We start from the raw sequence: 24,240 nt of genomic DNA, 5'->3' as shown, positions 1-24,240 counted from the left end.
GTTTCTAACGCGAATCGCTAACAATGAATGAGGTAGCATTTAGATTTCTTCTTTATTCTTACGATCCCCAAGTGTTTTTGCCGAATGATCTGCTAGCAATTTCTTTATATCTATCAATTCGTTCTTGAGACTATCCATTTCCGATTTCAACCCTGAATTTGAAATAGCATTACTAACAATCAGGTAAATTAGTAAGTAATTTGCTGCTAAAATAATGATAAAAAAAATGAGTTCTTGTACTCCAACAACCATGAAGAATCCATCCTTTCAACAATGGAACTAAAAACCTTTTAATTTATTTACTCATTCCAAAAACAATGTTTGTTTACAGAATATTCTAATTATAGCATGATTCTGAATCTAAACAGGAACATGTAGTTGATCTCTGAGGGAAACCAGGTCAAGTGGTCTCATATCATGCATCCAACATTTATGTTCTAAACCTGAGTTCGCTCAAAGGGTATAGCTCACCAACATGGGCTTAATTGTGACCGCAAAGCTGATCAGGGGTATATTCACCTCACCGAAAAAGAGCAGTCCGCATGGACTGCTCTTCTTTCAATTTATTGCACATACGTGCCGATAAACTCCTTCACTTCCCGGTCATACCCTTGTGGATCGAACTGGCGTGCCAGGCCGTGGCCTGCATCGGGGACGATGAACAGCTTCTTTTGCTCCGGACCGTTCTCGTACAGCTCATACACCATCTCGGTAGGGACGAACAGATCCCCGCCGCCGTGTATGAACAGCGTCGGCGTCTTGGATTTCTTCACCTGCTCCAGCGCGGAGGCCTCGCCGAAGGAGTATCCGGCCCGGATTTTGGTGAGCAGGCTCGTGGATTGAACCAGCGGGAAGGATGGAAGCTTATACATGCGCTTCAGCTGATAGGTCAGCTCATCCGTGACCGAGGTATACCCGCAGTCCTCGACAATGGCTTTTACCTGGGGCGGAAGCTCTTCGCCGCTGGTCATCATCACCGTTGCCCCGCCCATGGACACGCCGTGCAGGACAATCTGGGCGTCTTTCCCTGTATGCCGGATGACACGTTCAATCCATCTGAGATAATCCATCCGCTCCGGCCAGCCGAAGCCGATGTAATCGCCTTCGCTCTTTCCATGGCCACGCGCGTCGGGAAGCAGGACGTTGTAGCCCAGGTCCTCATGGTACATTTGGGCGAATCCGCTCATCTGCTCCGAATGGCCGGAGTATCCGTGCGCGATCATGACGGTTTTATCCGTAGGCACTTCGGCAGGTAAATAGTACGCATGCAGTTTCAAGCCGTCGTCTGAGGTAAGACTCCATTCCTCGAAGCTTTGCTTGGCCCACCAATCCTTGCTGTCCGCAAAGGGATTGTCGATATTCGAGTTGGCTTCCAGGTCCGGGTTGCCGTTCAGGAAGGCCTTGTCGGCCCGGGCAATAGCGACGTTATAAAAGTAGAAGCTGGCTGAAATTATAATGGTTGCTAGTAAAGCGATAATAGCTGCAGACATGGTCATAATCCTTTTTTTCTTAATGATGTATATCCTCCCGTCGGTGTTGATCGTATGCGCCGAAGGCATGCCGAGAGGAAGGGATGTGCCGAATCGATAGCTTCCTTCCACCTATCATATCGTACGTAACTTGATTCATCCATATGGCAGACAACATTCGTTTCGGATGGCGTTACATCAATCTTATCGGATGGGAGAACCTAATCCATAAGAGCTGTGGCAGGAGGTGCGAAGAGAGGAACATGAACAAATGCTTTATCAGCCTGATCCTTGCCGTCGTCACGATTTTCGGCTTGCCGCTGCCGTCCCATGCCGAGGTGACCGATTATACATCACCGAAAAAGGATAGTGCCCAGCTGCAGTATCAAGATATACTGATGCTGTTTCTGCTTCCCCATATCGATGAAGTGGTCGATCGGCATTATAGCCATACGTTGAAGGAGCTTCCGGTTGTCTATCCCTACTTCGTGGACGTGATTCAAGTGAAGAGAGTGAACGGATTCCGCGGCTTTCATTTCGTCATCACGCTGGAGGCGCGCCCGGTGGTCGGCCCCCATATCCCGGTGGGTAAGGACCGCCTTGTCTTTGAGGTCGCTCCGACGATTCCCGGCGGTATGGTGAAGCTGGTAGAATACAAGCATCTGGAGACGTATGAGCTCCCTACGCATTGGCAAGACATCGTGAAGTAACGGGGGCTGGGCTGTTCAATGTAAAAAAACAAGCAAACGCGGTGTTCGCGTTTGCTTGTTTGGCATGCAGGATAGAGTGCACTTATCAGGTGTAACAACTATCAGCTGCTCTAGGGGAACCCTATCGGCTCTCATAAACCGGTCGATCCGGCCCGGGTTCAGCTTGGCTCCAGCCGATGCCGAGCAGGACAACGATGGCGATGAAAGCAGCCGGCAGCACCCATTTCCAAGAATGCGCGAGCATTCGGACTGCCGGGGACATCAGGGCCAGTATCAGTCCGATCAGCACAACGCTGAACAGATGAATCCCCGGCGGGAGCAGGAGGAATACGATGTGAAAGACCGACGTGAACATCAGAACAGGGATAAGCGACGTTCCCAACACGACGGCCGGATGGGTTAAGGTTTCGCGCGGGTCCCGGGTAAATGCCGCCCACGTCAGAGCCGCGAAATGAACCAGCAGCGGTATCGCGAATAAATAACTTGCGCCCGGCAGAAGCCAGGTCGAGCCGATGAGCAGCAGCAGGAACAGGAGTGCGCCGCTAAGCAGCATCTCCACTTCATTTGCTTTTCGCACCACCCAGCGGGTAAGCGCGACATGAGCGATGAGGGTCACCAGCACAAAGCTGATGCTGTACAGAAGCGAATCGTAGGTTGCGCCTGTAGGCTGCGTCATTTTGCCTGCCCACAACGCATCGATGAGCGTCCACAAGCCATAGCTGAGCGCGGTTGAGAGCACGACGGCCAGAATCGGAGTTCCGAGCCCGATCAGGCTTCCCTTAACGGTAAGCAGGGAGAAGCGGGCAAACAACCAAGCAAAAGCCAGCCATAGCGCTGCGATCGCCACAGTGATCGGAATCGCCCATTGCGCAGGGTAATGAACCAGCAGGCCAAACAGATTGAAATAGATGCGGTCGCCTGTGGAGGTCAGGTCAGCCAAGTCCAGATTGCCAAAATGCTTTGCCATGGCGAGCGCATTCTCGCCTTGATGCTGCATGGTCTCAAGGGAGACATTCTCCGTGTTGTCCATCGGGGTATGGTAAGCTGCCCACCCGTCGCCATAGGCAAAGTTCAGCCCCGGGAGGCCATGCTCCAGCGCCACCGTCAGATCGGTATCGTTCGGCAGTTGTTTGTAGAGATCCACCAAGAGGGAGTTGCTGACAGGATTGGATACGGCCCGGGCATATTCTTCAATGATCCGTCCATTGCTGTCGCTGGTCTGGAACATGAAGGACGAACCCTTCGATCCCCGGGCTTCAAAATTCGCAATCATGCCGATCTCACGGTGCGCCGGGTCCTGAAAGAACACCTCGGCACCGAGCAGGCCTCTTTCCTCCCCGTCTGTCAGTAGGAGCCAGATGTCATTTTGCGGCGGAGGTCCGGCCTGGATCGCTCTTGCCGTCTCCAGCAAGGAAGCTACGCTGACCGAAGCATCATTCGCCCCGGGGCCGGTAGGGACCGAGTCATAGTGCGACATCAGAAGGAGCGGTTTCCCCGATCCGGTTCCTTTAATGACGCCAAGAATGTTCGTAAGCTGCACGTCGGCGTCGACGTACTTGGTTGTCAGACGGTCATTAAACTCCTGAACCTCCGGGTTCAAGCCGAGCTGCTTCATCTGTTCCACCAAATAAGCCCGGACTTCCGCATTGGCAGGGGACCCCATCGGGTGGGGCTCTTGGGCAATCCGTTCGACATGTGCCATGGCGCGTTCCGCCGAGAACTCGGTTGCGGGTGCATCGATCTTTCTGGCTTCCGGCGGCTTCTCGAACCACAGCATGAGGGAGATAAAGAGTATGACGGCCAGGATGGTTGTAAGCGGCAGCCAATAAGGAGGTCTGCGGTCCGGCGGTCTGCTCAATTGAATTTGCATGATCAATACTCACTTCCTTTTAGGATCATTCAGGGTCATTCGCGGTGTGATCTTTCATCATATGTAAGAAATAGGCCCTTACACAGCGTAGTTCCAGAATATGACATGTGTCAATATAAGATTGAGAACGATGGCTCCCTAACTAACAAAAGAGCCTCCATCAGAATGGAAGCTCCTTTAATTTATATTCAATATTCATCTGTTCATACCATGCGTTTAGTCCGGTCCAGAGCTGCTCGCAGAGTTCATAGACATGATCGATTTGGAGAAGCTGTCCACGCATGACCAACTGTGCCAGCTCGTCATAACCGGAAGGTCGGGATGGGAGGGTAAGGGATTCCTCCAACGTCCGGGCCCTAGTATGATAAAAGGTTCGGTTGGCAAGCCCAATCAGCTTGGCCGTCTGCCAGGTCAGGTCCTTAGCGCCAAGCGGGAGATAGTTAAGGTTCCCGGACTGGACGTTGTTTCGGATTTTGCCCATCGTTTCGTAGGGCTCCCAAATCATGAATTCCCGCATCGTTTCTTTGATCGCCTCGTCCGAAACTTCAAGGGGCAGCTTCCGAATCTCGGCGAGCAGGTTCCCCGGATCGTAGATTTCCTGCAGGTGTACATAGGCGCCGGCTTTAATTGCCCAGGAGTCATCCACTGACGCGGCAGCCTTGAAGATGTCCTGTTTCTGTTTCATTCCGATTTCGATTTTGAATGGGGGATATATGAATTCGTATCCGGGCAGGGAGACTCCGTCCTGCGTAACAACCCGAAGCTCAATGTCCGAGTAAGGGCCATCCATTCCTTGCGCAATCGAACCGTACAGGCCGATGGCCAGAATGTCATCGCCGTGCAAGTGAAGCAGCCGGTCTTTGATGTGATGAATGATGTTCATTTTCTCTTCTCTGGTCGTAGCCGCAGGATAAGATAGCATAAGGAAATCCCCTCCGAAGAAAGTTAGTTATCTATATTATAGTATAAATAGAACGGGTGCATTAGGGGGTGACGGGTTTTTGAAGTTTAAGAGCGTTCTAACCGGGTTCGTCTTGGCGACGGTGATTGGTTGTTCTGGATTAAGCAAGATAGCTGTGCCTGAGGATCTGCTGGCGGAAGAAGATGAATTACGAATTCATTATTTCTACGAGGATGCAAATGCCGCGAAAGGGCCGAATGGGCAGACGCATGTTGCATGGTGGAGTGAAGAGGTCCGTATGTCCGATGCCGATCGAGAGGTTTTGCAGGCTACCATGCTCCATAATGTAAGGGACGAGACCGGCAGGCAAAGGGCGGATGCTATAGGACTAGCCAGATTTCCGATTATTGTATTGGTGAATGATAAGGAAATCGTCTTGAAAACAGATGACTTAGATGATGTTATAGATTTTCTTAAAAAGAACAGGCAGGGATCATAATATTCCAATTCCCTTACCCCATATTATGGTAGTATATCCTTGCGGAGTGTGCAGGAGCTGCCGCATCCGCAGCCAATCTATAGCTGAGGTGAGAAGAGATGAGTAAAGCTGAGCAGAGTAGAGGTAAGACCAAGCAGGAATTGGACCGGGTTGTATTCATTGGCCGCACGTTTGAAGAGTACGCGCACATGTTTGATTTGAAGATGCCGGAGCTCGCCGGTAAAAGGGTGCTGGATTGCCCTTCCGGCGCGTGTTCGTTCACCGCTCACGGTTCGAAGCAGGGTCTCGATATAACGGCCAGCGATATTGCTTATGATCACAAACCGGATGATCTGGAGGCCAAGGGACTGCAGGATATCGGGCATGCCATGGAAACGATGGAGCAGGCAAAAAGCAATTATGTCTGGGATTATTACGGGGATGTGGAGGGGCTCCGCCGGCATCGCGAGCAAGCGCTCCGCGATTGCGTTAGGGATATGCGGGAGTTTCCGGATCGCTATGTCGCTGCGGTACTGCCGGGACTGCCTTTTGATAACGAACAGTTTCATTTGGTGCTGTCCGCCCATTTTCTGTTCATGTACAGCGACCGATTGGACTATGACTTTCATGTCCAGACGGTTCGGGAGCTGCTGCGAGCGGCCTCGGAAGAGGTGCGCATCTTCCCGTTGACCGATTTATCGGGGAGCCGCTACGTCCATTTGGACCGTCTGATTCATGAGCTGGAGGCAGAAGGCTTGCGGGTAGCGGAAGTTAAAGTACCCTATGAGTTTATGAAGAACGGCAATTCGCTGCTAAGCATTCGCAAGATATAGAAGCTTGAGAAGGCAAGAAGCGAGGAAGCCGGCAATGTGGTCATAACCCTGGCAAGTAGACAGTACAAAAAAGACAAGATTTAAGCTGCGGCCGTTTCCCGGTATTCTACCGGGGAACGGTCGTTTAATTTTTTCTGGAATCGGTTCTGGTTATAGAACAAAATGTATTCACTCACTTGCTGTTCAACCTCAGCTTTGTTTGCTGCCTCATTCAAGTATATTTTCTCGCTCTTCAAATGAGAGAAGAAAGACTCGATACAGGCATTGTCCAGGCAATTCCCTCGCCTAGAGTGACTGCCTAGCATGCCGAGTTGTTTCAGTTTACGGTTAAATGGTTTTGACGTGTATTGAAATCCTTGATCCGAGTGTAGGATTACCCCACTCACATCCACGTGCTGACGGAGTCTATCCAGCGTTTCATGAACCAAAGCGAGGTCATTTCGTTCCGATAAATGCCAAGCTACAATCTCGTTATTGTATAAATCCTGAATCACAGACAGGTACACAAATTGTTCTCCAGCACGAATATAGGTAATATCTGTGACCAGTTTAGTTCGTGGCGTATCCGCTTTAAACTGGCGTTGAAGCCGATTCGGATTCACCACGGAAGCTTGTTTTCCAAAGAATCGACGCTTCTTCCGAATGACAGAACAGATTCCTAATTGTTTCATTAATCGGTACACCTTCTTGTGGTTGACCCTAATGCCTTCCCTCCGTAAAGCTACCGTCATTCGAAGATAACCAAAGTAGGGATGAATGCGATGGATGGCAAGCAGATGGGATTCCAATTCATGCTGCTTTTGTCTACGTTCTTTTGCCGCTTGCAAGCTCTTTCTCCACTTGTAATAGCCTGAACGGGAAACCGCGGCTAACTTCAAGAGCCAAACAAGACGATGGCGTACTCGCAAGTCCTCTATGATCTGAAATCTAGCTGCTTTACTCGTCACTCCTTGTGTAGATTTGGATACTGCTTTTTTAAATATTCAATCTCCGCTCGCAAGTATGCCATCTCTTCTTCCATACTGGAAAACTTCGTTCTGGGGCGTCCCCGTTTGGATGTGGCAGGTTCTAGGCTCATTCCACGTTTCGTTTTCGCCGCCCATACTTGTACTTGAGATTTATTTTGAATACCTAAACGTTTTGCTACTTCACGAATACTCATATGTTCTTCGTTGACCAGCCGGGCCGCCTCCAATTTTAATTCCAAGGAGTACCGTTGGTAAGTTTGTCCTTTTTTAGCCATGAAAAAATCCCCTTCGTTAGGCAAGATTAAGTCCATCTTAACAGATGTCTTTTTTCTCTTGTCTACTAAAAGGGGATAATACCAACCATCGTTCCAGGCTTTTTTTATCATTCAGTTATAGAGGTCGCAGCTTTCAATCAGTTGCTGTTATAGAAGCCCCGCCTCCAATCAGTTGCTCTCCAACTTGACTGTCAGCGCGCTCTTGGCCGGCATTTCCAGCTGCAACGCCTCTTCCCCGCGCAGCTGGATCGCCACGCTCTCCGGAGCCTCGCTGTCGTTGAACAACACGACGGCAATCGAGCCGTCCGTGTTCTTGAAGGCTACCGAACGGATGAACTCATGGCTGGTAGATGCCACACGCCGCGCTTTGGGACGGATCACCTTGCTAAAGTGCGCCAGCGCGTAGTAGTCCAGCGTATAGGTAAGCTCCTTCGTCTGCTGATTCACCGTCACGATGCCGCGGCAGGTGCTTTTGCCAAAGCCCGGCACGGTAGGTCCGTTCTTCTCGTCCAGTGCCATATTCCACAGCACGTAAGATTTACTGTGATTGCGGAGAATCTCGATTCCGGTCCGCATCACATTGGAGAAGGCTTGCTCAAACGGCGGAATCCACTCCCCGCCCGATCCTTCCGTAAAATGAACCTCTTTCCCCGGGAATGCCTCGAAGACTTCCGATTGGGCCGACGGCTTGCCGCCGTACCAGTGCCAGGCAACCCCATCCACCGCGTCGGCCGCTTGCTCAAATACGGTCAGCGGGTAGTCCGGCTTGTCCCAGTTATGGTCATAACAGAGAATCTTCGTACCGATGCCGTTCTTTACGAATTGCGGCTTCAGATGGTTCTTGATGAAATCGCTCTGCGCCTCGGGCAGCATGATCATGCCGGGGTAATGTCCCGGCGAGTATAATGCCTCGTTCTGCGGCGTGACGGCATAAATCGGCAGCCCGTTGGCTTCATACCCCTGGATGTAACGCACAAAGTAATCAGCATATACCGAATAGTATTCCGGCTTCAGCTCTCCGCCGATCATCGACCCGCTCGTCTTCATCCAGCCGGGCGGGCTCCACGGGGAACCCATCAGCTTGACATCCGGGTTCAAGCGGAGCGCTTCCTTCAGGAGAGGAATGATATCTTTCTCGTCATGCGCAATGGAGAACTGGTCCAGCTCTACATCCGTCTGGCCCTCAGGCATATCATTGTAGCTGTAGAAGTCACGCGCGTAATCCGATGCTCCCATCGGCTGGCGGAGTACGGATAACCCGATCCCTTCGTTTGGATCGAACAGCTGCGTCATGAGCTCGGAACGCTGCTTCGTCTCCAGCACCTGATGGATCAAATAAGCAGCGGAGTCCGTGAAGGACGCGCCGAAGCCGTCCATCTCCTGAAACGTCTGCTCCTCATCGATGACAACCTTATGCTTCGCTGCACCCGTAGTTACGGGCGTGAGCTGCGCCTTGTCTTTCTTCACGAATAATTCTTCTTCACCGTTTGATTGGTAGATGGTGATGTTCAGCATGTTGTTTCCCTCCAGGTTTCTTGTGTCTTCCTACCCATGGCCTACCGAAGATAACTTGGAAAGAGCCCCTCTCCTGTCAAGAAAGGGGCCCCTCCATCCATTAACGCAAACTTATTTCAGCCCCAGCTTCTCTTTGTTCGCCTTCATCTTCTCGTTGCGGACTTCGACGATTTTATCCCAGTTGTTATCGTCCAGGAACTTTTTATAATCGTTCAAGAGGCTATCGAAGGTTGCGTCGTCCTTCGAGCGAATCATGCTGACGAGCGTGGAGTTCCATTTCGTATTGATGGCCGTCAGGGAGCGCGCTTCCGGCGTGCCCTGATCCGGGTTGATATTCTCCAAAATAAAGTGCGGCGTCAGCTTGCCTTTGCCCCATTCCTGCATTTGCTTGATCGCATCCGGGAAAGCATCCCCGCTCAGCGCCTTGTGGCGGTCATGTCCGAAGAACATGAATTCACCCATGCGGTAGTCCTTCTTGAACGTATCCGGATTGTTCATCTGAAGCTCCTTCACGTCTGGCAGGAATTCCACCGTTCCGTCTGCGTTCACTTGGTAAGTCTCGCCTTCGATGCCATAGTTCATCAGCATTTGTCCTTCTTCGCTTAACAGGTACGTGAAGAGCTGAATGGATTTGGCAGGGTCTGCGTTCTCTTTCGTGATAAAGCTGATCATCCAGCCCGTGATACCGGATTGGTTCAAAGTCGGCGCATGTCCGACCGTGCTTTGCGGTCCGTCAATTGCGATGTACTCTTTGCCTTTGTTGTTGCTGTAGAAGCTCTGCAGGTTTCCGCCCTGCTGCGGCGTGCCGTCCAGCATGATCGTTGCGTATTTGCCCGCCTTCACCTTCTCTTCAAAAGCCGTTCCGTCATCGGCAAAGCTGTCATCGCTAATCGCGCCGTCACGGTATACGGTATTGAACGCCTTCACCCAAGTCAGATAATCTTCATCCAGGTTCCGGTTATAGAAGCCGCCGTTCTCGTCTTCCAGCGGCACGCCGATGAAATCCTGCAGCACGTCGCCGAGCGAGCCCGTTCCTTCGCCGATGGAGTTGAAGCCCAGTGGAATCAGGGCAGGGAATTGCTTCTTGATATCCGCGAGAGCAGCCTGGAATTCCTCAGGCGTTCCCATCGCAGGCTTGCCGATAGCCTCGTACACGTCCTTGCGGATGATAAATGCCGTTTTGGCAGGAATGTTGCCGCTGTCATAGTCTTCCTGCGTATTGGAATAGTTCGGGTATCCGTACGTTTTGCCGTCCTTCAATTGGAACCAGTTGAGGGTATCCTGCGCCGCTACCTTATTGAAATAAGGGTCATATTTCTCGGCCAGATCGTTCAGCGGCAGCGCCCATGTAGCCGCTTTTTGTACGACCGGGGAGTTCGAGTCAAACGTCGTGATCAAATCCGGCATATCCCCGCCGGCAAAAAACGTATTCAATTTGGTATCGTCACCCGTAATGAATTTGATATTGATATTCAGGTCTTCCTTGATCTTCTTGGTGACAACGTCCTTGCCGAAATCCGTGTTCCACCAGTCCGCATTCACGTACCAAGTCAGCTCGGTGGTCTCTTCTTTTTTGTCCAGCTGCCAAGCCGGCTTTTCCGGATCCGGCGTATACCGGTCCTCGATCGAAACCCAATTCTCCTTCTTGGAGCCGGAGCCCCCCGATCCGCCGCAGCCGCTCACAACCAGCACAACGGCCATCATTGCCGTAAGCAGCGTAAGTCCTCTCTTACCCATAGCCTTGTTCATTAACATCCTGTAACCCTCCCTTTAAATAAAAGCGCTTTCTCAATAAACCCTTGTCTTTACAGGCTTGCTTCTGTTCCACTCCCTTAAAGAGCTGCGGCTTCGCTACTCTTTAACAGCTCCGAGCATCATGCCGGAGATAAAATATCTCTGTAATATTGGATACATCACAACAATCGGCAGCGTCGTCACGACAATTGTTGCTAGTTGGACCCCTTTGGTCGTCGTCTGAATCGCGACCGAACCGATATTTTGCATCGATTGGGTCTGGGACTGCACAATAATCTCATACAGCATCATCTGTAACGGATACAGCGACTGATCCGTGATATACAATTTGGTGGTCATAAAATCGTTCCACTGCCCGACTCCGTTAAAGAGGGCAATTGTGGCCATAGCCGGCATGGAAAGCGGAATGAAGATGCTCAGGAATATTCTCCAGTCGCCCCCGCCGTCGATCTTTGCCGACTCTTCCAGCGAATCCGGCACGTTGCGGAAGAAGTTCATCAGAATGATAACGTCGTAAAAGCTTAACAGAGCCGGGATGATATAAACCCAGAAGCTGTTTAGCAGCCCCAAGTCTTTGATCAACAAGTACGTCGGAATCATGCCGCCCGAGAAAAACATGGTGACAACGCCCATCGCCACGTAAAACTTGCGGCCGCGGACGTATTTTTTACTCAAGCCGTAACCCACCATGGCACAGAAGAACACGTGCGTGATGACCCCGATCACGGTTTTCGCCACCGAGATGAAGAAAGCATTCCATATGTTGGCATCCCTGAACACGGCCTGATAATTCTCAAGGGAGAACTCGGTAGGCCAGAAGATGAACCCGCCCTCGGCAAGGGACCTGCCCGAGCTGAAGGATGAGACGACGACGTTCCATAACGGAACGACGATGATGATCGTAAACGTAACCAGTAAAATGATGTTGATCGTATCAAAGATCCGGCTGTCGAGATCTCCTTTTGCTGCTTTGAAATTCACCGTTATACCCCCTTCTGCATGACCTATAGAACGGATTGATTATCGTTTAATTTACTGGTCACCTTATTCGCCGTAACGAGCAGAATGACGGAGATGATGGATACGCCCAAACCAACCGCTGTGGCATAGGAGAAATCTCCCTGCGTCATACCCATCCGGTACACGTACGAGTTAATGACTTCGGCCTTTTCACGGTTCTGCGAATTCATGAGCACCAAGGTTTGATCCAGATTCGATCCCAATAAACCGCTTACAGTTAGGATCAAATTCAAGCTGATAATCATCTTCATGTTCGGCAGGGTGATGTTCCAGATTTGTCTCAAGCGGCTGGCCCCGTCGATTCTTGCGGCCTCGTAGTAGGTAGGATCGATCTTGGCCATGATCGCCAGGTACAGAATCGTTCCCCAGCCGGCCTCTTTCCAAATATCCGACAGCGTTGCAATCCACCAATACTTGCTTGGATCAAGCAAAATGTTTTGCGGCTGCGAGATCAGCCCCAGAGCAAGCAATATTTCGTTGAACAAGCCGGATGTCGAGAACCAAGTAATGAGCATGCCGCCCAATACGATCCAGGACAAGAAGTGGGGCAGGTACGAGACAGTTTGGACGAATTTTTTGAAGCGCCCCATGCCAACCTCGTAAATCATAATGGCCAGAATAATCGGAATGACAAAGCCGATCGCCAATTTCAAGAAGCTGATGCCCAGCGTGTTGACGACGGAGTCCCAGAAATACTTGTCCGACATAATGATCTTGAAATTGTCCAGGCCAACCCACGGCGCGGAATCCAGCGTATCGATAACGGTGTAATTTTTAAACGCAATCGTCAAACCGTAAATCGGTATGTAGCAGAAGATGAACATGAAGATGACGCCGGGAATGATCATCGATTGAAGCTCCCATTGCCGCTTGTAATCAATAAAAAATTCCTTGATCCTCTGCCCCATCGGCTTCTTCCCGGTGGGCTGAACCGCTCCCGTGCCGGTTGACTGAACTGCAGCTGTTTTGCTCACCTGCTTAACCCCCTTTGATCAAAAACGCTTCATAATAAAAACGTTTTTATTTTTCGCCAAAAAAACCCCGAATTTATAAAACCATTTTAAAAAAACCGTTTGATGCGATCCTTCCCTTCGGTTAAACCGGTTCATTCCGATTCATCTTCACGTGACTGGAGCCGCGAACGACCAGTTCTCCCGGCAGCTTCTGAATCTTGCCCTTCTCTTTCTTCTGAATCATGCGCACCAGATGATCCACGACCAGAATTCCCTGTCTGGCAATCTGGTTGCGAACGGTCGATAGAGGCGGCGTAAAATACTGTGCGATATCGATATCATCGAAGCCCACGACGCTGACGTCTTGCGGAACCTCGTATCCTTGGGACTTCAGGGCCCGGATGCAGCCGATGGCGCTCACGTCGTTACCGGCGAGAAAAGCATCCGGCACTTTGCCTGGGTGTAAGTGAAGAAACGATTTGACGGCGTTATAGGAACCCTCTTCCTCGAAATAGCCTTGCAGTATGTAGTCTCCGTCGATCGGGAACTGGCACTCCCGGAGCGCAGCCAGATACCCTTCCTTCCGCTGCACGCTGTCAAACATCGTATCTACGCCGGAGATGTAGGCAATCTTCTTATGCCCCAGGCTGATCAGGTACTTGGTTGCTTCATAACCGGCTACATAAGAGTCGAATATGATGCTGCCCATCGTCTCGTTCTGAACCTCGCGATCCAGGAAAACGGCCTTGATCTTATCCTTCTCCATGGCAGCAATGTCTTTGTCGTCGATCTTCAGCTCTTCGAAGATAATGACGCCGTCCACCCGGCCGCCCATAATATTGCTCATGATCACCTGCTTATCCTTCGTAACAAACACGTTCAAACCATAACCCAGACGGTCACATTCCCGTGACATCGACTCCACCAATGTGTAGAAGTAAGGCCCTGACACGCTTGTTGTAAAGAAGCCCAGCATCTTGGTCTTGCCCGACTTCAACAGCTTTCCGTTCAGGTTAGGTACGTAATTGAGCCGCTCCGCCACCTTCAGCACATGGGATTTGGTCTCCGGGTTCAATACATCTACGTCATTCAATGCATTCGAAACCGTAGAAATGGAGACTCCGGCTTCTCTTGCCACATCCTTGATCGTTACTTTACCCATATAACCATTCCATTTCCTTTGCGATAAAAACGTTTTTATGTTCATAAGTTACCACATATGTGAGGTGAACACAATGCTTTTTTGGAAGGGGTTACAAATATTTTTTTCAGTTATGCTCCACAACCCTTGGAGGGATAATATGAAAAAAGGCAGGCACTCTTCAAATCGTACCCTTCATCGGTACCACTCTTCAAAGTGTGCCTGCAGAAATTGAATCTCTTTTTCGTAATGGGCCACATGTCCCTCATCGATCATGTTCTGGTAAGCCTTGTTGCCTTGTGCCGCACCGGTTGTAAGTGTATCGCATAATGCCTTGAGGCGTCTTATAGTCCATTCTTTCAAGTTGGGAGGCGGTGATATGCCATAGGATTTAAAGAACAGCGATATTCTGTGCGTGCGATCCGCAGCATGCAATTCCGATCGATAAGGTATCGATGTCCCTGTCGTGTAATCTATTGCAAAGCTTGCCAGCGGGACTGAGGTGTACAGCATATAAACTATGTCCCAGATACGCGGACCTGGCGCAGCCAAATCAAAATCGATTAGTGCAACCGGCACTTCGTCTTGAAAAACGATATTGTATGGCGCGGCATCATTATGACAGATCACTTCATCGTCCCATTCCCCCGAAGCCTGAGAGGTATGTGCAGACTCCATTTGGATTGAAGTTGCTGTAAAGCCTTGTACGGCGTCATGATATCGCCGTAACAACGCTGCACTCTGGATAAGGGCATGGTTCGACCATATATAGGGTTTAAAATCAGGATATTGGTTTCCCGGCACCTCGCCAGGAATGTAGGACAAGATCTCCCGACCGACATGATCAATGCCTATGAACTTAGGGGCGCCTTCAAAACCCTGCTTATCCAAGTGTCGAAGCAAGTCATGCACGAAGGAACTCCATTTCGTAGTACGGTGAACGTTATTTCCGATACGTACGACTTCGTTAACATTCCCACCGGGAAGTATTTCTTCCTTGTCACCCATCCGCAGCTCCCCTTCCCGCTGCTCCACATGCCAGCCCCAGCGCCTCGGCCAGTCCCTCCAGATCCAGTCCGTCGGCGGCAAAAGCGGTGCGAACGAGCTTCGGCGGGACGAACTCGTCATATTTGCCGAGATACGGCGCTTCGTCGGGATCGAGAAGCGCGCCGGCGTCCTCGCAGTCCGCCAACTCCTGCTTAATTTCCTCCATCAGCGTCTCGTTATCGACCTTGCCCGCGACCACCATGTAATACGGCTCCATCGGCACGATAGAACGGAGAGCAAGCCGCTCCGACAGATTATGCTTCAGCAACCGCTCCAACGTGCGAAATTGCTTGCTGCCTGCCCAAGGCAGAATGAACAGGGAGTCGCCGCCCGCCGGTATGACCACCTGTTTCAGCAGTCCGCTCTCCCGAGCAAGTCGGCGGGCCCGCTCTAGGCGATTCACCGCACCCGGCGCCAGGTACGGATAGATGGCGCTGTCAGCGAGCACCTCCCGCATCTTCTGCACCACGCGGGTATGCACATCGCCGCCTGCGCCAAGCCATAACGTATCGACCTTGCCCTTGGCCGACTTCACGTACAGGGCCTTGTGCTTCGTGTCGACTTCCTCTACCTTCCACAGCTTGCCTGCCAGCGAGAAGCAGTAGCCCGGCGGCGGCACGGTCGTAATCGATCCGATTTCTTCCGACCCGTTATAGACGACATGCTCTTCATCGTCCTTAAACACCGCATAGAAGCGGTAGTTGTTCACGATTTTCTCCCCGCCAAGGCCGATGATCAAGCTGCCTTCCTCCGTACGCTGGATGTGGTCCGTCTGGAGCAAATACTGCAGGAACTCCTTGTATTCCTCCGGCTCGATGCCGCGGAAGGCCGGGAGCGTGAGCACCGCTCGCGCCAGATCCGGCGGCTCGGCCTCGCCCATGCTCTTGAGCGTGCTCATCGTCTGATGATAAAGCACGCCAACCGGTTTCTTCCGCAGGGCCAGCGGTTCGACCCATTTCTCCCGAATATACAGCTCAATGACGGCAATGGCCCGGAGCAGCATCCACGGCATGCGCGCGGGCAGCATGGCCTCCTCGTCCTCGTCCTCCGGACAGAGGAACATCATCTCGGAGGCCTGATCCCCCCGCCGGCCGGAGCGGCCCAGCCGCTGAACGAAGCTGGAGCAGCTGTACGGCGCGCCCAGCTGGATGACCCGCTCCAGCTCGCCGAGATCGATGCCGAGCTCCAGCGTCAGGGTGGCCGCCGCAACCGCCGGCCCCGGACCTTCGCGGAGCGCGGCCTCGGCTTCCTCGCGCAGCATGGCGGAGATGCTTCCATGATGCACATGGAAGACATCCCGCTGCTCGCGCTTGGCCGCAATCCGCCGCAGCTCGAGCGTGGTCAGCTCGGCATCCGAACGGCTGTTGGTGAAGACCAGCGCTTTTTTCAGGTGGGTGTTGTCGTATACGAAATCATAGTAGGCCTTACGCGCAAGCTCCAGCTGCTCCGCCTGCTTCTCGTCCCGGGCATCCGGGAAGGAGAAATGCTCCACCGACAGCCGCAGCTTCCGCCCCCTTGCGGCGAAACGACCTCGACTGCGTGCTTCGTGCCTGCGCCCAGCCAGCCGGCTGCGGTTTCGTAATCGCTGAGCGTCGCCGACAGCCCGATGCGGCGAGGGGAGCAGGCAGCCATCCGCTCGATCCGGGTCAGCTGGCTCAGCACCTGAATGCCCCGGTCGGCTCCCATGAAAGCATGCACCTCGTCAATGATGACATACCGCAAATCCTGGAACAGCGCCGGAATGGCGTTCGGACGATTCATGAGCAGCCCTTCAAGCGATTCCGGCGTAATCTGCAGCACGCCCGACGGCTTCTGCATCAGCTTCGTTTTCTCGGCTTGGGACACATCGCCGTGCCAATGCCATACCGGCACCTGGCCTTCCTTCAGCAGATCGGTGATGCGTTCGAATTGGTCGTTGATCAGCGCCTTAAGCGGCCCGATATACAGGATCCCGACCGAGCTCGAAGGCACGTTGTACAGCTCCGTCAGCGCCGGGAAGAATGCGGCTTCGGTCTTGCCCGATGCCGTGCCGGAAGCGATCAGCAGATGATTGGGCGTATCGAACAGGACGCGGCAGGCTTCCACCTGCGCCTCGCGAAGGGCGTCCCATCTTTTTTTATAGATAAACTCCTGAATGAACGGGGCCAGTCTGGAAAACGGGTTCACGCTCATAGCTCAAACTCCGCCAGCAGATCGTCCAGATCGTCCGAAGGAGCATCGCTTTGCCCTTTGCCCTGCGGCTGCGCTGCGGCCCTCTCGCCTAGCAGCTCTTCAAACGCGGCCTCCGGATGCTGATGCAGCGTATGCAGCAGATCCATGAAATCCCGCACCACCTCGCGGGTGGTTAGCAGCTCCTCAGCTCCCAGCCTGTTCACGGCCGTCTGCATGAACGCGATCAGCTGCTCGTCCGTCAACTGCGCTTCGTACTTGAAATGCAGGGCATGGATGTCGCGCAGCTTTTGCAGGAGGATGAGAATCTCCTCATACGACAGCATGTCCAGCTTCAGGATAGGCGACGTGTAGGTTCTCAGCGAACTGCTGCCGTAGCGTCCGTCGATCAGGCGGGAGCGCAGCGCGTCATAACTGAACAGTCCCCGGCGCTCATCCTCGACAAACTGCGGCGTTCCGCCCATATAGATGCCCAGATGCTCCGCTTTGCCCTGCATCGTGTCGTTGAACATGGTCAGCAGCTTCTCGTAGTTGCTCTGGCGGGACACGCTGTTGGTGATTTTGTAGAGGTTAACCCCTTCGTCAATGAACAGCAGCAATCCCTTATACCCGATGGCCGCCGTAAATTCGGACCACAGCTTCATGTAATCGTACCAATTGTCGTCATCGATAATGACCCCGACGCCAAGGTCCTTGCGGGCCTCCGTCTTCGTCGGGACTTCCCCGCGGAGCCAGCGCAGCGCAGCTCCCTTACGGTCATCGTCGCCAAGCTTATAGCCGTTCCAGTAAGCAGCGAGGACCTTCGCAAAATCAAAACCGTGCACCAGATTCTGCATACCGTTCGTCACGGCATAAATCTGCGTTTCCACCTTATCGTTCAGCGCAGGGTCATCCGGGCGCAGGCCTGTCTCCTGCATGATGTCCTGCTGGATCGCGGCGATCCATTTTTGCAAAATGGCCTCCAGCGCGCCTCCGTCCGGACGCGTTCTCGTGGACAGATGGGTCATCAGCTCGCGGTATGTGGCAAGCCCTTGCCCTTTCGTGCCCACAAGCCGCCGCTCCGGCGACAGATCCGCATCCGCCACCACAAAATCGCGATCCATCGCGTAGTTGCGGATGATCTGGAGCAGGAAGCTTTTTCCGCTTCCGTAGCGGCCGGTAATCAGCCGAAATGCGGCGCCGCCCTCGGCGATATTATCCATGTCGCGCAGGATCGACTCCACCTCCGGCTTGCGGCCGACGGCGATGAACTCCAGCCCCACCCGCGGCACGACCCCTGCCGTCAAAGAGTTCACGAGGGCGGTCGTGAGCCGCTTCGGTATTTTCAGTTCCGTCATGGTTCCACCTCTTTCAAGCATCTTACAGTCTTAACGATTCCAATCGATGTCAATCCGTCCGGTTATACGGACTTCAATGTTTCCAGCATATCTATATAGTCATCCGCAATGGACTCCCCATCGATCAGCAGATCGCCGACGGTATCCATCGCGGCCTCGTTGATCTCATCAAGCAGCAGCGCCGGCATGGAGCCGGCCTGCTCCGCAATCCGCTGCAGCTGTGTTCGGTTCGATCCGGACTTGAGGGCGTGCAGAACCTCCAAGTGTATAAGGTTAAGACGCTCTCCGAGCTCCTGCCAATCCTCATCCAGTCCGTCCGTATTCCAAACCACCGCACCCTCAGATGATTTACCAGCCGCCGGGACGGATGGTTCCTTACTCTCGGGTGCAGCGAGCGCTGTTCCTTCATCCTCCGAAGCAGCGATTGCCTTTTCTTCCTTCTCGGTCACAACGAGCGCTTCTTGCTCCTTAGCTTCATTCCGGGCTTCCTCTGGAACTGGCGTCTCTTCATAAATAACCGCATCAAAATCCATCACTGCCTGGAACACTTCCGGGTTCTTCGCCGCGGATTTTGGAGAGGAATGCCCCTTTGAAGACGCACCCGTTCTCCTGATAGTTGCTGCATGTCCCCCATAGCCCGAAGAGGTCCCCGCATCCGTTACAATTTCCGCTGCAGATCGGCTGTTCTCCGCTTCAACCTCCAGCTGCCCGGCTTCCTCCGTAAGCAGCATGTCGCGGACCTGGTCCGATTCCCGCTGCAAGCGGCGCAGCTTCCCCGTATCGATCTGAACCTCAGGCAGGCTCTGCTTGCGCTCGGCCTCCATCTGCTCCTGAATCTCTTTTTTCAGATAACGGGTGATGATCTCTTCCACTTCGGGTTCTACCGCTTCCGCTCCGCGCAGCCGTCCCTTGAAGCCCCTCAATTCCCGCAGCTTATTCTCGGTCAAGCGGACCAGCCCGGTTATATAGGAGCGCAAAGGAGCGTGCTCGCTTAAGGACACCACCGTCAGCACGACGGTTCGGCCGTATAACCCGTGATCGTACACCGCGCTGCGGAATAAATGCCGTTTCACCTGCCGGGGCCGCGGCTGAAAGCGGTCGATAAGACGCTGCCCCTTCATTTTGGCCCAATAGCTGTCCACGAGCGCAATCACCTTCGGAGCGTACCCTTCCAGGTCCTTGCGTCCCTTCTCCTGGTAAAAACGGCTCTTCTCCACGTCATAATCCAGCAAATCGAGCAGCAGCTCCCACGTCAGCTCCACCGGCTGGAGGGAGAACCGGCGCTTCCATTCCTTCTCCTTCAGCTCAGCGGATAAGACGCGCGGAAAACGCTGGTACGTCTCCCGGATCGGCATATCCAGGCCATGCACGATCATAAAATCATATAACCACTCCCGCAGATACGTATCCAGCTTGGCATAACGCTTGCGGTAGGCCGTCCACGCTTGCTCCATCAATGCATAGCCCTGCAGGGGATCGCTCCAGCCCACGCCATGGATCAGCTCGTAAAAATAGACAAAAAGATAGGAAAGGTCCGTATCCGGGTACCGCCCGGACCTTACTTCCTCCCGCCAGTAAAAATACCATTTGAACTGGTCGCTGGCCATCTGGTCGTAGGTCGGCCAATAGCTTTTGAAGGCTACGAAAGGGGCCTCATCCTCCACATGCCATGCGAGTTCCCTCGCCTTCTGCACGAATTGCTGTTCCTTGGTCACATAGCGGAAGTCCTCGCCCCAATTCATGTCCAGCGGCTGCTGCGGCTTCACAATCAGGGAATTCTTCGCTTGCTCGTTAGGATTAACGATCTCCTGTTCCTGACGATCCGGCCGCTTGTCCGGCAGTGGAATATCCTGCTCATCACCGGCCAGCTCGAATTCGGCAAAGCGAATCCCTTGGTCGGTCACGTGCGTAGTATGTCTTATCGAATCTATGTGATTGTCGTTGTTAGGCTTATCGTTTTTCATCGAACATGAACCTCCGTCACAACTTCAATTATACCATTTAACCTATGGGCGCCACCTGAGTTTTCACATGTTTCTCATCTGTATTATAATGGACGAAATGATAGTCTAGCGAATGACTTTATGCTGAAAGGACCTTCGAATGAATAAATGGCTGAAAGCATTGTTATTTCTGGCCGGCGCGGCTTTTCTGACGAGGCTGATCCCCTTCTCTTCCTGGTTCCGTATTCTGGATACGATGATCCATGAGCTGGGGCATGCCGCCATGACCCTTCTCATGTCGGGCCGGGTGCTCAGCATCGAGCTGAATCCCGATCACAGCGGCGTCACCTATTCCATGCTGGCTTCCGGCGGGTGGAGTCCGATCGTAGTCTCGCTTGCAGGCTATACGTCGGCATCCCTGTTCGCCATTCTGATGTTCTACGGCTATGCCAAGAAAAAACAGGCTACCGGCCTGATCACCATTACCGTGCTAGCCCTCATCATGATCATCTTCTTCGTTCGCGCCGGTTACGGATTATGGTGGCTTATCATATTTATGATCGTAAATCTGATCTTCTATTTCCTCGGCGATAAGGTCCGCAATTTCTATTATCTGCTGCTCGCCTTTCTCGTGCTGGAAGAATCCGTGGTCGGTCCGCTGACCCTCTTGACCATGGCGCTGACCCAGCCCAAGCAAGCGGGCGACGCGTCCAACCTGGCCAACATGACCGTGCTCCCGGCGTTCGCCTGGGCGCTGCTGTTCCTGCTGTTCTCCCTATGGTGCGCCAAGGTGGCGCTGCAGCTGTTCTGGAAGAAGCGGTGACGAATCGTAGATTGCTTTATATTTAATATAAAAGACCATTCCATGATGGAAATGGTCTTTTTTTCGTTCCAATATTTTCTTTGACTCTATCAATATTCCAAAATATAATAACATAGTCCTAGTATTTTAATCTCATATTAGGTATTTAGCAATGATTGAAGAGGGTTTTAAGAACTATATTCATATAAAATCTTACCAGGAGGCTACTAGAATGCACATCACGAAAGCACTAAAGAAACCCGTCTTTGTCATGATCATGCTCATCTTCTCGCTGTCCATCATGACGACGGCATGGGCCGCACAACCGAATGCGGACGATCTTCAAGGACATTGGGCGGAAACCCGGCTGCGCAGCTGGTCCGATCAGGGTCTGCTTCAGGGCTACAACGGGAAATTTAACCCCGATCGTCCTGTAACGCGGGCCGAATTGGTAACGCTGATCAACCGTTCTTTTGAAGTATCCGAACCAAGCAGCATCTCGTTTAAGGACTTGGAAACTTCTCATTGGGCTTATGACCAAATCGCCAGAGCCGTGAAAGCAGGCTACATCGATGGATATAACGACAATACGGTTCGCCCAGACCATACGGTTACCCGCGAAGAGGCCGCCGTCATGGTGGCCAAATTGACGGAGCTTGTCTCCGCCGAAACCGTGCCTGCAACCGATTTTAAGGACGACTCCTCCATTTCCAAGTGGAGTAAACCGGCGGTTTCCGCCTTGGCTGAGAAAGCCGTTATCACCGGCAACGCCAAAGGGAACTTTAATCCGCAGGGCAAACTTACTCGCGCGGAGGCCGTTACCCTGCTCGATAAATCACTGGAGTACAAGGTTCCGACGGATATTACATACGTTAAGGCTGGAACTTACGGACCGACTGCCGGCGTCGAAACGATCAAAGGGAATGTCATCGTAGCCGCGCCGGGCGTTACCCTTCAAAATGTGGTGATCGAAGGGAATCTTACGCTGACCGAGGCCGTCGGAGAGGGTGATGCCTTCTTCAAAAAAGTAAACGTCAAAGGTACCACGACCATTCAAGGCGGCGGAGCCAACTCGGTCCACTTCGAGGACTCTGTATTGGTACGCGTATCCGTTGACAAGCAAACCGGCACCGTGCGTGTCGTTGTCGTCGGAGAATCCGCGATTCAGCATGTGGTTGTCCATTCTCCGGTCAAACTTGAGGAATCCAGCGTGACCGACAGCGGGTTCGCCAATGTGGAAATCGCGAAGAACATGCCTCAAGGCTCGGAGGTTCAGCTTGTCGGCCAATTCGAGGATGTTCGCGTGCTTTCATCGGACATCAAAGTCAGCATCCCTAGCGGGTCCGTTAAGCAGTTGAACGTGGAAGAAGGAGCAAAAAATACGGAGATCAACGTCAATGCCAATGCTTCGGTCATGGATCTCGTTCTGAACGCCGTTGCCAAACTGCTTGGTCAAGGCACCATCGCCAATGCAACGGTTAACGCGGATGCCGCCGGCTCTACATTCCAGAAGCGCCCTGGCGCGGTTGCCGGCGATGCGGCAAACACAATAACAGCACCGCCCGCAAGCGGCAGCACCACGGGCAGCGGCAATAACAGCGGCAACAACAGCAACAACAATGGCGGCGGTGTGGTGGATGGCGGCTCCGGCGGAAACGACGGCGGCAATAATGGGAGCAACCCGGGACCAGGCAACGGTGGCGGAAACGGCGGAGAACCCGTTCCTTGCACAGGAACGGCAGACCAGTGCAGAGACGCCCGCCTGGTGGATCTCACCGTATCCGGCTTCACCATGAACCAATTGGATGCGAACGAGTACACTACGGGAGTCACCGGCTTTAGTCCGGACGCGTTCGAATACAGCATCGTGACGGACCGCAGTATGACTCAGCCCGTACCGGCTACGGTATCGGTCACGAAAGCGACTTACCACAAGGTAGACTATACCGTCTGGGAGGATGGAGCCAATACCTTGGCTTCCGGGACGATCACCGACGAGAATCCTGCATTCAACCTGGAGATCAAAGGCATGAAGGATGTACGGGTTCGCTTGACCGTCACGAGCGGAGACGGAATCGGCAAGAAGGTCTACGAAATTTTCATTCAATACCCAAGAACGATCCAAGAGGGTCTAAAGATTGGTTCCCACAAGGGGACGCACAGCAACAACGGAGTGCTGGTAGGGGAAAAGATGTACTACAACCTCATTAAAGGCAATGTAGGCGGAGTCAAGCTCGGGGATCTGTATACGGTTCTCTTATACGAGCCGAACGCCTCCTCGCCGTTCCTGACCTGCCAATATACCAGCTGCAACCTGCCGGACGACAAATTTACTATGAATACCACAGGTACCTGGAAAGTAGAGATCCTTCGCGACGGGACGCTTGTTGGAACCGGCGAGTATCAATACGACTTCACGACGGCTCCTGTGCTGACCAACGACATCGGATTGCGCGCTTCTGCCGTTACCAAGCAAGAATTGATCGATTTCTTCTTGAGTGGAGGAAACTTCACCACGCCGTTTAAGTATGGCTATCTCGTCTACGCGGACATGTCCAAGCTGCGCGCCGAGTTTCCGGCAGCCAAATTCTTCGTGGAAGGGTCGTATGATATGCACATGCCGACCTCCTCGCTCCCTTCGGGATTGAGCATTGACGAATTGAAGGGCAATTTGCAGCCGTACGGGTACCAATCTTACCAAATGAGCAGCTTGCGCCCGATTCCATCCGGTTCGGGAGAGTTACAGCTCACCGGGGGATACTACCACCAATCCGACTATGATAATGAAAAAATAGTCAACGATAAAGTCGTGTACCTAAGTCTATACGATGAAAATCGCAACATCATCGGTCAATACGTCACCATCCTGGAGTTCGACCAGGACCATGTTGCTGACGGGTTTACGCCGTCTGAAACCTGGCAGCCGACTCCGTAAGTAGGAGTTAACTAAAGAGGAGCATCGTTGTAGCGACGCTACAACGATGCTCCTTTGCTGTTCCCTGGGTCGGTCCATGGGCCGGTCGCATTTGATCGCCTCCCATATTCCTCACCACT

At 52.7% G+C, this 24,240-nt stretch carries 18 protein-coding genes and 1 pseudogene; 5 read left to right on the top strand and 14 right to left on the bottom strand.

From position 1 onward, the window contains the following. Positions 1-39 precede the first annotated feature (39 nt). Together P0X86_RS00905 and P0X86_RS00900 are read right to left on the bottom strand one after the other, a co-directional pair. Positions 40-252 carry a hypothetical protein gene (locus P0X86_RS00905; protein WP_277747513.1) on the bottom strand — a complete coding sequence of 71 codons (213 nt, stop codon included), beginning with the start codon at positions 250-252 and terminating at the stop codon, positions 40-42. A 311-nt stretch (positions 253-563) separates the two neighbouring features. Continuing rightward, positions 564-1,496 carry an alpha/beta hydrolase gene (locus tag P0X86_RS00900; protein ID WP_347177530.1) on the bottom strand — a complete coding sequence of 311 codons (933 nt, stop codon included), beginning with the start codon at positions 1,494-1,496 and terminating at the stop codon, positions 564-566. 236 nt (positions 1,497-1,732) lie between these two features. Between P0X86_RS00900 and P0X86_RS00895 the strand changes: the two genes are divergently transcribed. Beyond that, the gene (locus tag P0X86_RS00895) at positions 1,733-2,179 is read left to right on the top strand and encodes a DUF3888 domain-containing protein (protein WP_213579938.1); all 447 of its coding nucleotides are present in this window, start codon (positions 1,733-1,735) and stop codon (positions 2,177-2,179) included. Positions 2,180-2,300: 121 nt separating this feature from the next. Here the strand turns inward: P0X86_RS00895 and P0X86_RS00890 are convergent, their stop codons facing one another. Further along, positions 2,301-4,049 carry a M28 family peptidase gene (locus tag P0X86_RS00890; RefSeq protein ID WP_277747511.1) on the bottom strand — a complete coding sequence of 583 codons (1,749 nt, stop codon included), beginning with the start codon at positions 4,047-4,049 and terminating at the stop codon, positions 2,301-2,303. A gap of 160 nt (positions 4,050-4,209) precedes the next feature. Beyond that, complete coding sequence (locus P0X86_RS00885) at positions 4,210-4,971, bottom strand: kanamycin nucleotidyltransferase C-terminal domain-containing protein (protein ID WP_036664886.1); 762 nt, start codon at positions 4,969-4,971, stop codon at positions 4,210-4,212. A gap of 79 nt (positions 4,972-5,050) precedes the next feature. Between P0X86_RS00885 and P0X86_RS00880 the strand changes: the two genes are divergently transcribed. Both P0X86_RS00880 and P0X86_RS00875 read left to right on the top strand, forming a co-directional pair. Beyond that, positions 5,051-5,449 (top strand): hypothetical protein, encoded by a 399-nt coding sequence (locus P0X86_RS00880; RefSeq protein ID WP_277747510.1) that lies wholly within the window; start codon positions 5,051-5,053, stop codon positions 5,447-5,449. 98 nt (positions 5,450-5,547) lie between these two features. Then, the gene (locus P0X86_RS00875) at positions 5,548-6,261 is read left to right on the top strand and encodes an SAM-dependent methyltransferase (protein ID WP_277747509.1); all 714 of its coding nucleotides are present in this window, start codon (positions 5,548-5,550) and stop codon (positions 6,259-6,261) included. Positions 6,262-6,341: 80 nt separating this feature from the next. Here P0X86_RS00875 and P0X86_RS00870 read toward each other — a convergent pair. The 10 genes and pseudogenes from P0X86_RS00870 to P0X86_RS00825 form a co-directional block, all read right to left on the bottom strand. After that, positions 6,342-7,504 (bottom strand): IS3 family transposase gene (locus tag P0X86_RS00870; protein ID WP_481858172.1). Its coding sequence is split into 2 segments (ribosomal slippage): positions 6,342-7,240 and positions 7,240-7,504, totalling 1,164 coding nucleotides; the frame shifts between segments, so codons are not numbered across the junction. A gap of 168 nt (positions 7,505-7,672) precedes the next feature. Continuing rightward, positions 7,673-9,019, bottom strand: a complete 1,347-nt coding sequence (locus P0X86_RS00865; protein WP_277747508.1) for a glycoside hydrolase family 30 protein — start codon at positions 9,017-9,019, stop codon at positions 7,673-7,675. Between the two features lie 111 nt (positions 9,020-9,130). Continuing rightward, positions 9,131-10,774: a type 2 periplasmic-binding domain-containing protein gene (locus tag P0X86_RS00860; protein WP_277747507.1), complete on the bottom strand. Its 1,644-nt coding sequence runs from the start codon at positions 10,772-10,774 to the stop codon at positions 9,131-9,133. A gap of 96 nt (positions 10,775-10,870) precedes the next feature. After that, complete coding sequence (locus P0X86_RS00855; RefSeq protein WP_090910332.1) at positions 10,871-11,755, bottom strand: carbohydrate ABC transporter permease; 885 nt, start codon at positions 11,753-11,755, stop codon at positions 10,871-10,873. 23 nt (positions 11,756-11,778) lie between these two features. Beyond that, entirely contained in the window at positions 11,779-12,768 is a 990-nt protein-coding gene (locus P0X86_RS00850) for an ABC transporter permease (RefSeq protein WP_277747506.1), read from the bottom strand. 121 nt (positions 12,769-12,889) lie between these two features. Continuing rightward, the gene (locus P0X86_RS00845) at positions 12,890-13,909 is read right to left on the bottom strand and encodes a LacI family DNA-binding transcriptional regulator (protein WP_119850513.1); all 1,020 of its coding nucleotides are present in this window, start codon (positions 13,907-13,909) and stop codon (positions 12,890-12,892) included. A gap of 174 nt (positions 13,910-14,083) precedes the next feature. Then, the gene (locus P0X86_RS00840; protein ID WP_277747505.1) at positions 14,084-14,896 is read right to left on the bottom strand and encodes an aminoglycoside phosphotransferase family protein; all 813 of its coding nucleotides are present in this window, start codon (positions 14,894-14,896) and stop codon (positions 14,084-14,086) included. Next, positions 14,889-17,107 (bottom strand): annotated as a pseudogene (locus P0X86_RS00835) (DEAD/DEAH box helicase). The gene P0X86_RS00840 and the pseudogene P0X86_RS00835 overlap by 8 nt, the downstream one beginning before the upstream one ends. Then, positions 17,104-18,441: an ATP-binding protein gene (locus tag P0X86_RS00830; protein ID WP_192570078.1), complete on the bottom strand. Its 1,338-nt coding sequence runs from the start codon at positions 18,439-18,441 to the stop codon at positions 17,104-17,106. Before P0X86_RS00830 ends, P0X86_RS00835 begins: the two are co-directional and overlap by 4 nt. A 62-nt stretch (positions 18,442-18,503) precedes the next feature. Then, the gene (locus P0X86_RS00825; RefSeq protein ID WP_277747504.1) at positions 18,504-20,405 is read right to left on the bottom strand and encodes a TerB N-terminal domain-containing protein; all 1,902 of its coding nucleotides are present in this window, start codon (positions 20,403-20,405) and stop codon (positions 18,504-18,506) included. Between the two features lie 139 nt (positions 20,406-20,544). Between P0X86_RS00825 and P0X86_RS00820 the strand changes: the two genes are divergently transcribed. Beyond that, positions 20,545-21,207 carry a M50 family metallopeptidase gene (locus P0X86_RS00820; RefSeq protein WP_009590185.1) on the top strand — a complete coding sequence of 221 codons (663 nt, stop codon included), beginning with the start codon at positions 20,545-20,547 and terminating at the stop codon, positions 21,205-21,207. Positions 21,208-21,418: 211 nt separating this feature from the next. Continuing rightward, the gene (locus P0X86_RS00815) at positions 21,419-24,121 is read left to right on the top strand and encodes an S-layer homology domain-containing protein (protein WP_277747503.1); all 2,703 of its coding nucleotides are present in this window, start codon (positions 21,419-21,421) and stop codon (positions 24,119-24,121) included. Positions 24,122-24,240 lie beyond the last annotated feature (119 nt).

The sequence above is a fragment of the Paenibacillus sp. BR1-192 genome, from assembly GCF_029542445.1.
Lineage (GTDB): Bacteria > Bacillota > Bacilli > Paenibacillales > Paenibacillaceae > Paenibacillus_AQ > Paenibacillus_AQ lautus_A.
The sequence above is the reverse complement of the archived record's forward strand: the minus strand, read 5'-3'. Positions and strand labels throughout refer to the sequence as shown.

What these genes read in the sequence shown, in the direction of transcription:
- P0X86_RS00905 (WP_277747513.1), bottom strand. Translation starts at nt 252, where the DNA reads ATGGTTGTTGGAGTACAAGAACTCATTTTTTTTATCATTATTTTAGCA.
- P0X86_RS00900 (WP_347177530.1), bottom strand. Translation starts at nt 1,496, where the DNA reads ATGACCATGTCTGCAGCTATTATCGCTTTACTAGCAACCATTATAATT.
- P0X86_RS00895 (WP_213579938.1), top strand. Translation starts at nt 1,733, where the DNA reads ATGAACAAATGCTTTATCAGCCTGATCCTTGCCGTCGTCACGATTTTC.
- P0X86_RS00890 (WP_277747511.1), bottom strand. Translation starts at nt 4,049, where the DNA reads ATGCAAATTCAATTGAGCAGACCGCCGGACCGCAGACCTCCTTATTGG.
- P0X86_RS00885 (WP_036664886.1), bottom strand. Translation starts at nt 4,971, where the DNA reads ATGCTATCTTATCCTGCGGCTACGACCAGAGAAGAGAAAATGAACATC.
- P0X86_RS00875 (WP_277747509.1), top strand. Translation starts at nt 5,548, where the DNA reads ATGAGTAAAGCTGAGCAGAGTAGAGGTAAGACCAAGCAGGAATTGGAC.
- P0X86_RS00865 (WP_277747508.1), bottom strand. Translation starts at nt 9,019, where the DNA reads ATGCTGAACATCACCATCTACCAATCAAACGGTGAAGAAGAATTATTC.
- P0X86_RS00860 (WP_277747507.1), bottom strand. Translation starts at nt 10,774, where the DNA reads ATGTTAATGAACAAGGCTATGGGTAAGAGAGGACTTACGCTGCTTACG.
- P0X86_RS00845 (WP_119850513.1), bottom strand. Translation starts at nt 13,909, where the DNA reads ATGGGTAAAGTAACGATCAAGGATGTGGCAAGAGAAGCCGGAGTCTCC.
- P0X86_RS00840 (WP_277747505.1), bottom strand. Translation starts at nt 14,896, where the DNA reads ATGGGTGACAAGGAAGAAATACTTCCCGGTGGGAATGTTAACGAAGTC.
- P0X86_RS00830 (WP_192570078.1), bottom strand. Translation starts at nt 18,441, where the DNA reads ATGACGGAACTGAAAATACCGAAGCGGCTCACGACCGCCCTCGTGAAC.
- P0X86_RS00825 (WP_277747504.1), bottom strand. Translation starts at nt 20,405, where the DNA reads ATGAAAAACGATAAGCCTAACAACGACAATCACATAGATTCGATAAGA.
- P0X86_RS00820 (WP_009590185.1), top strand. Translation starts at nt 20,545, where the DNA reads ATGAATAAATGGCTGAAAGCATTGTTATTTCTGGCCGGCGCGGCTTTT.
- P0X86_RS00815 (WP_277747503.1), top strand. Translation starts at nt 21,419, where the DNA reads ATGCACATCACGAAAGCACTAAAGAAACCCGTCTTTGTCATGATCATG.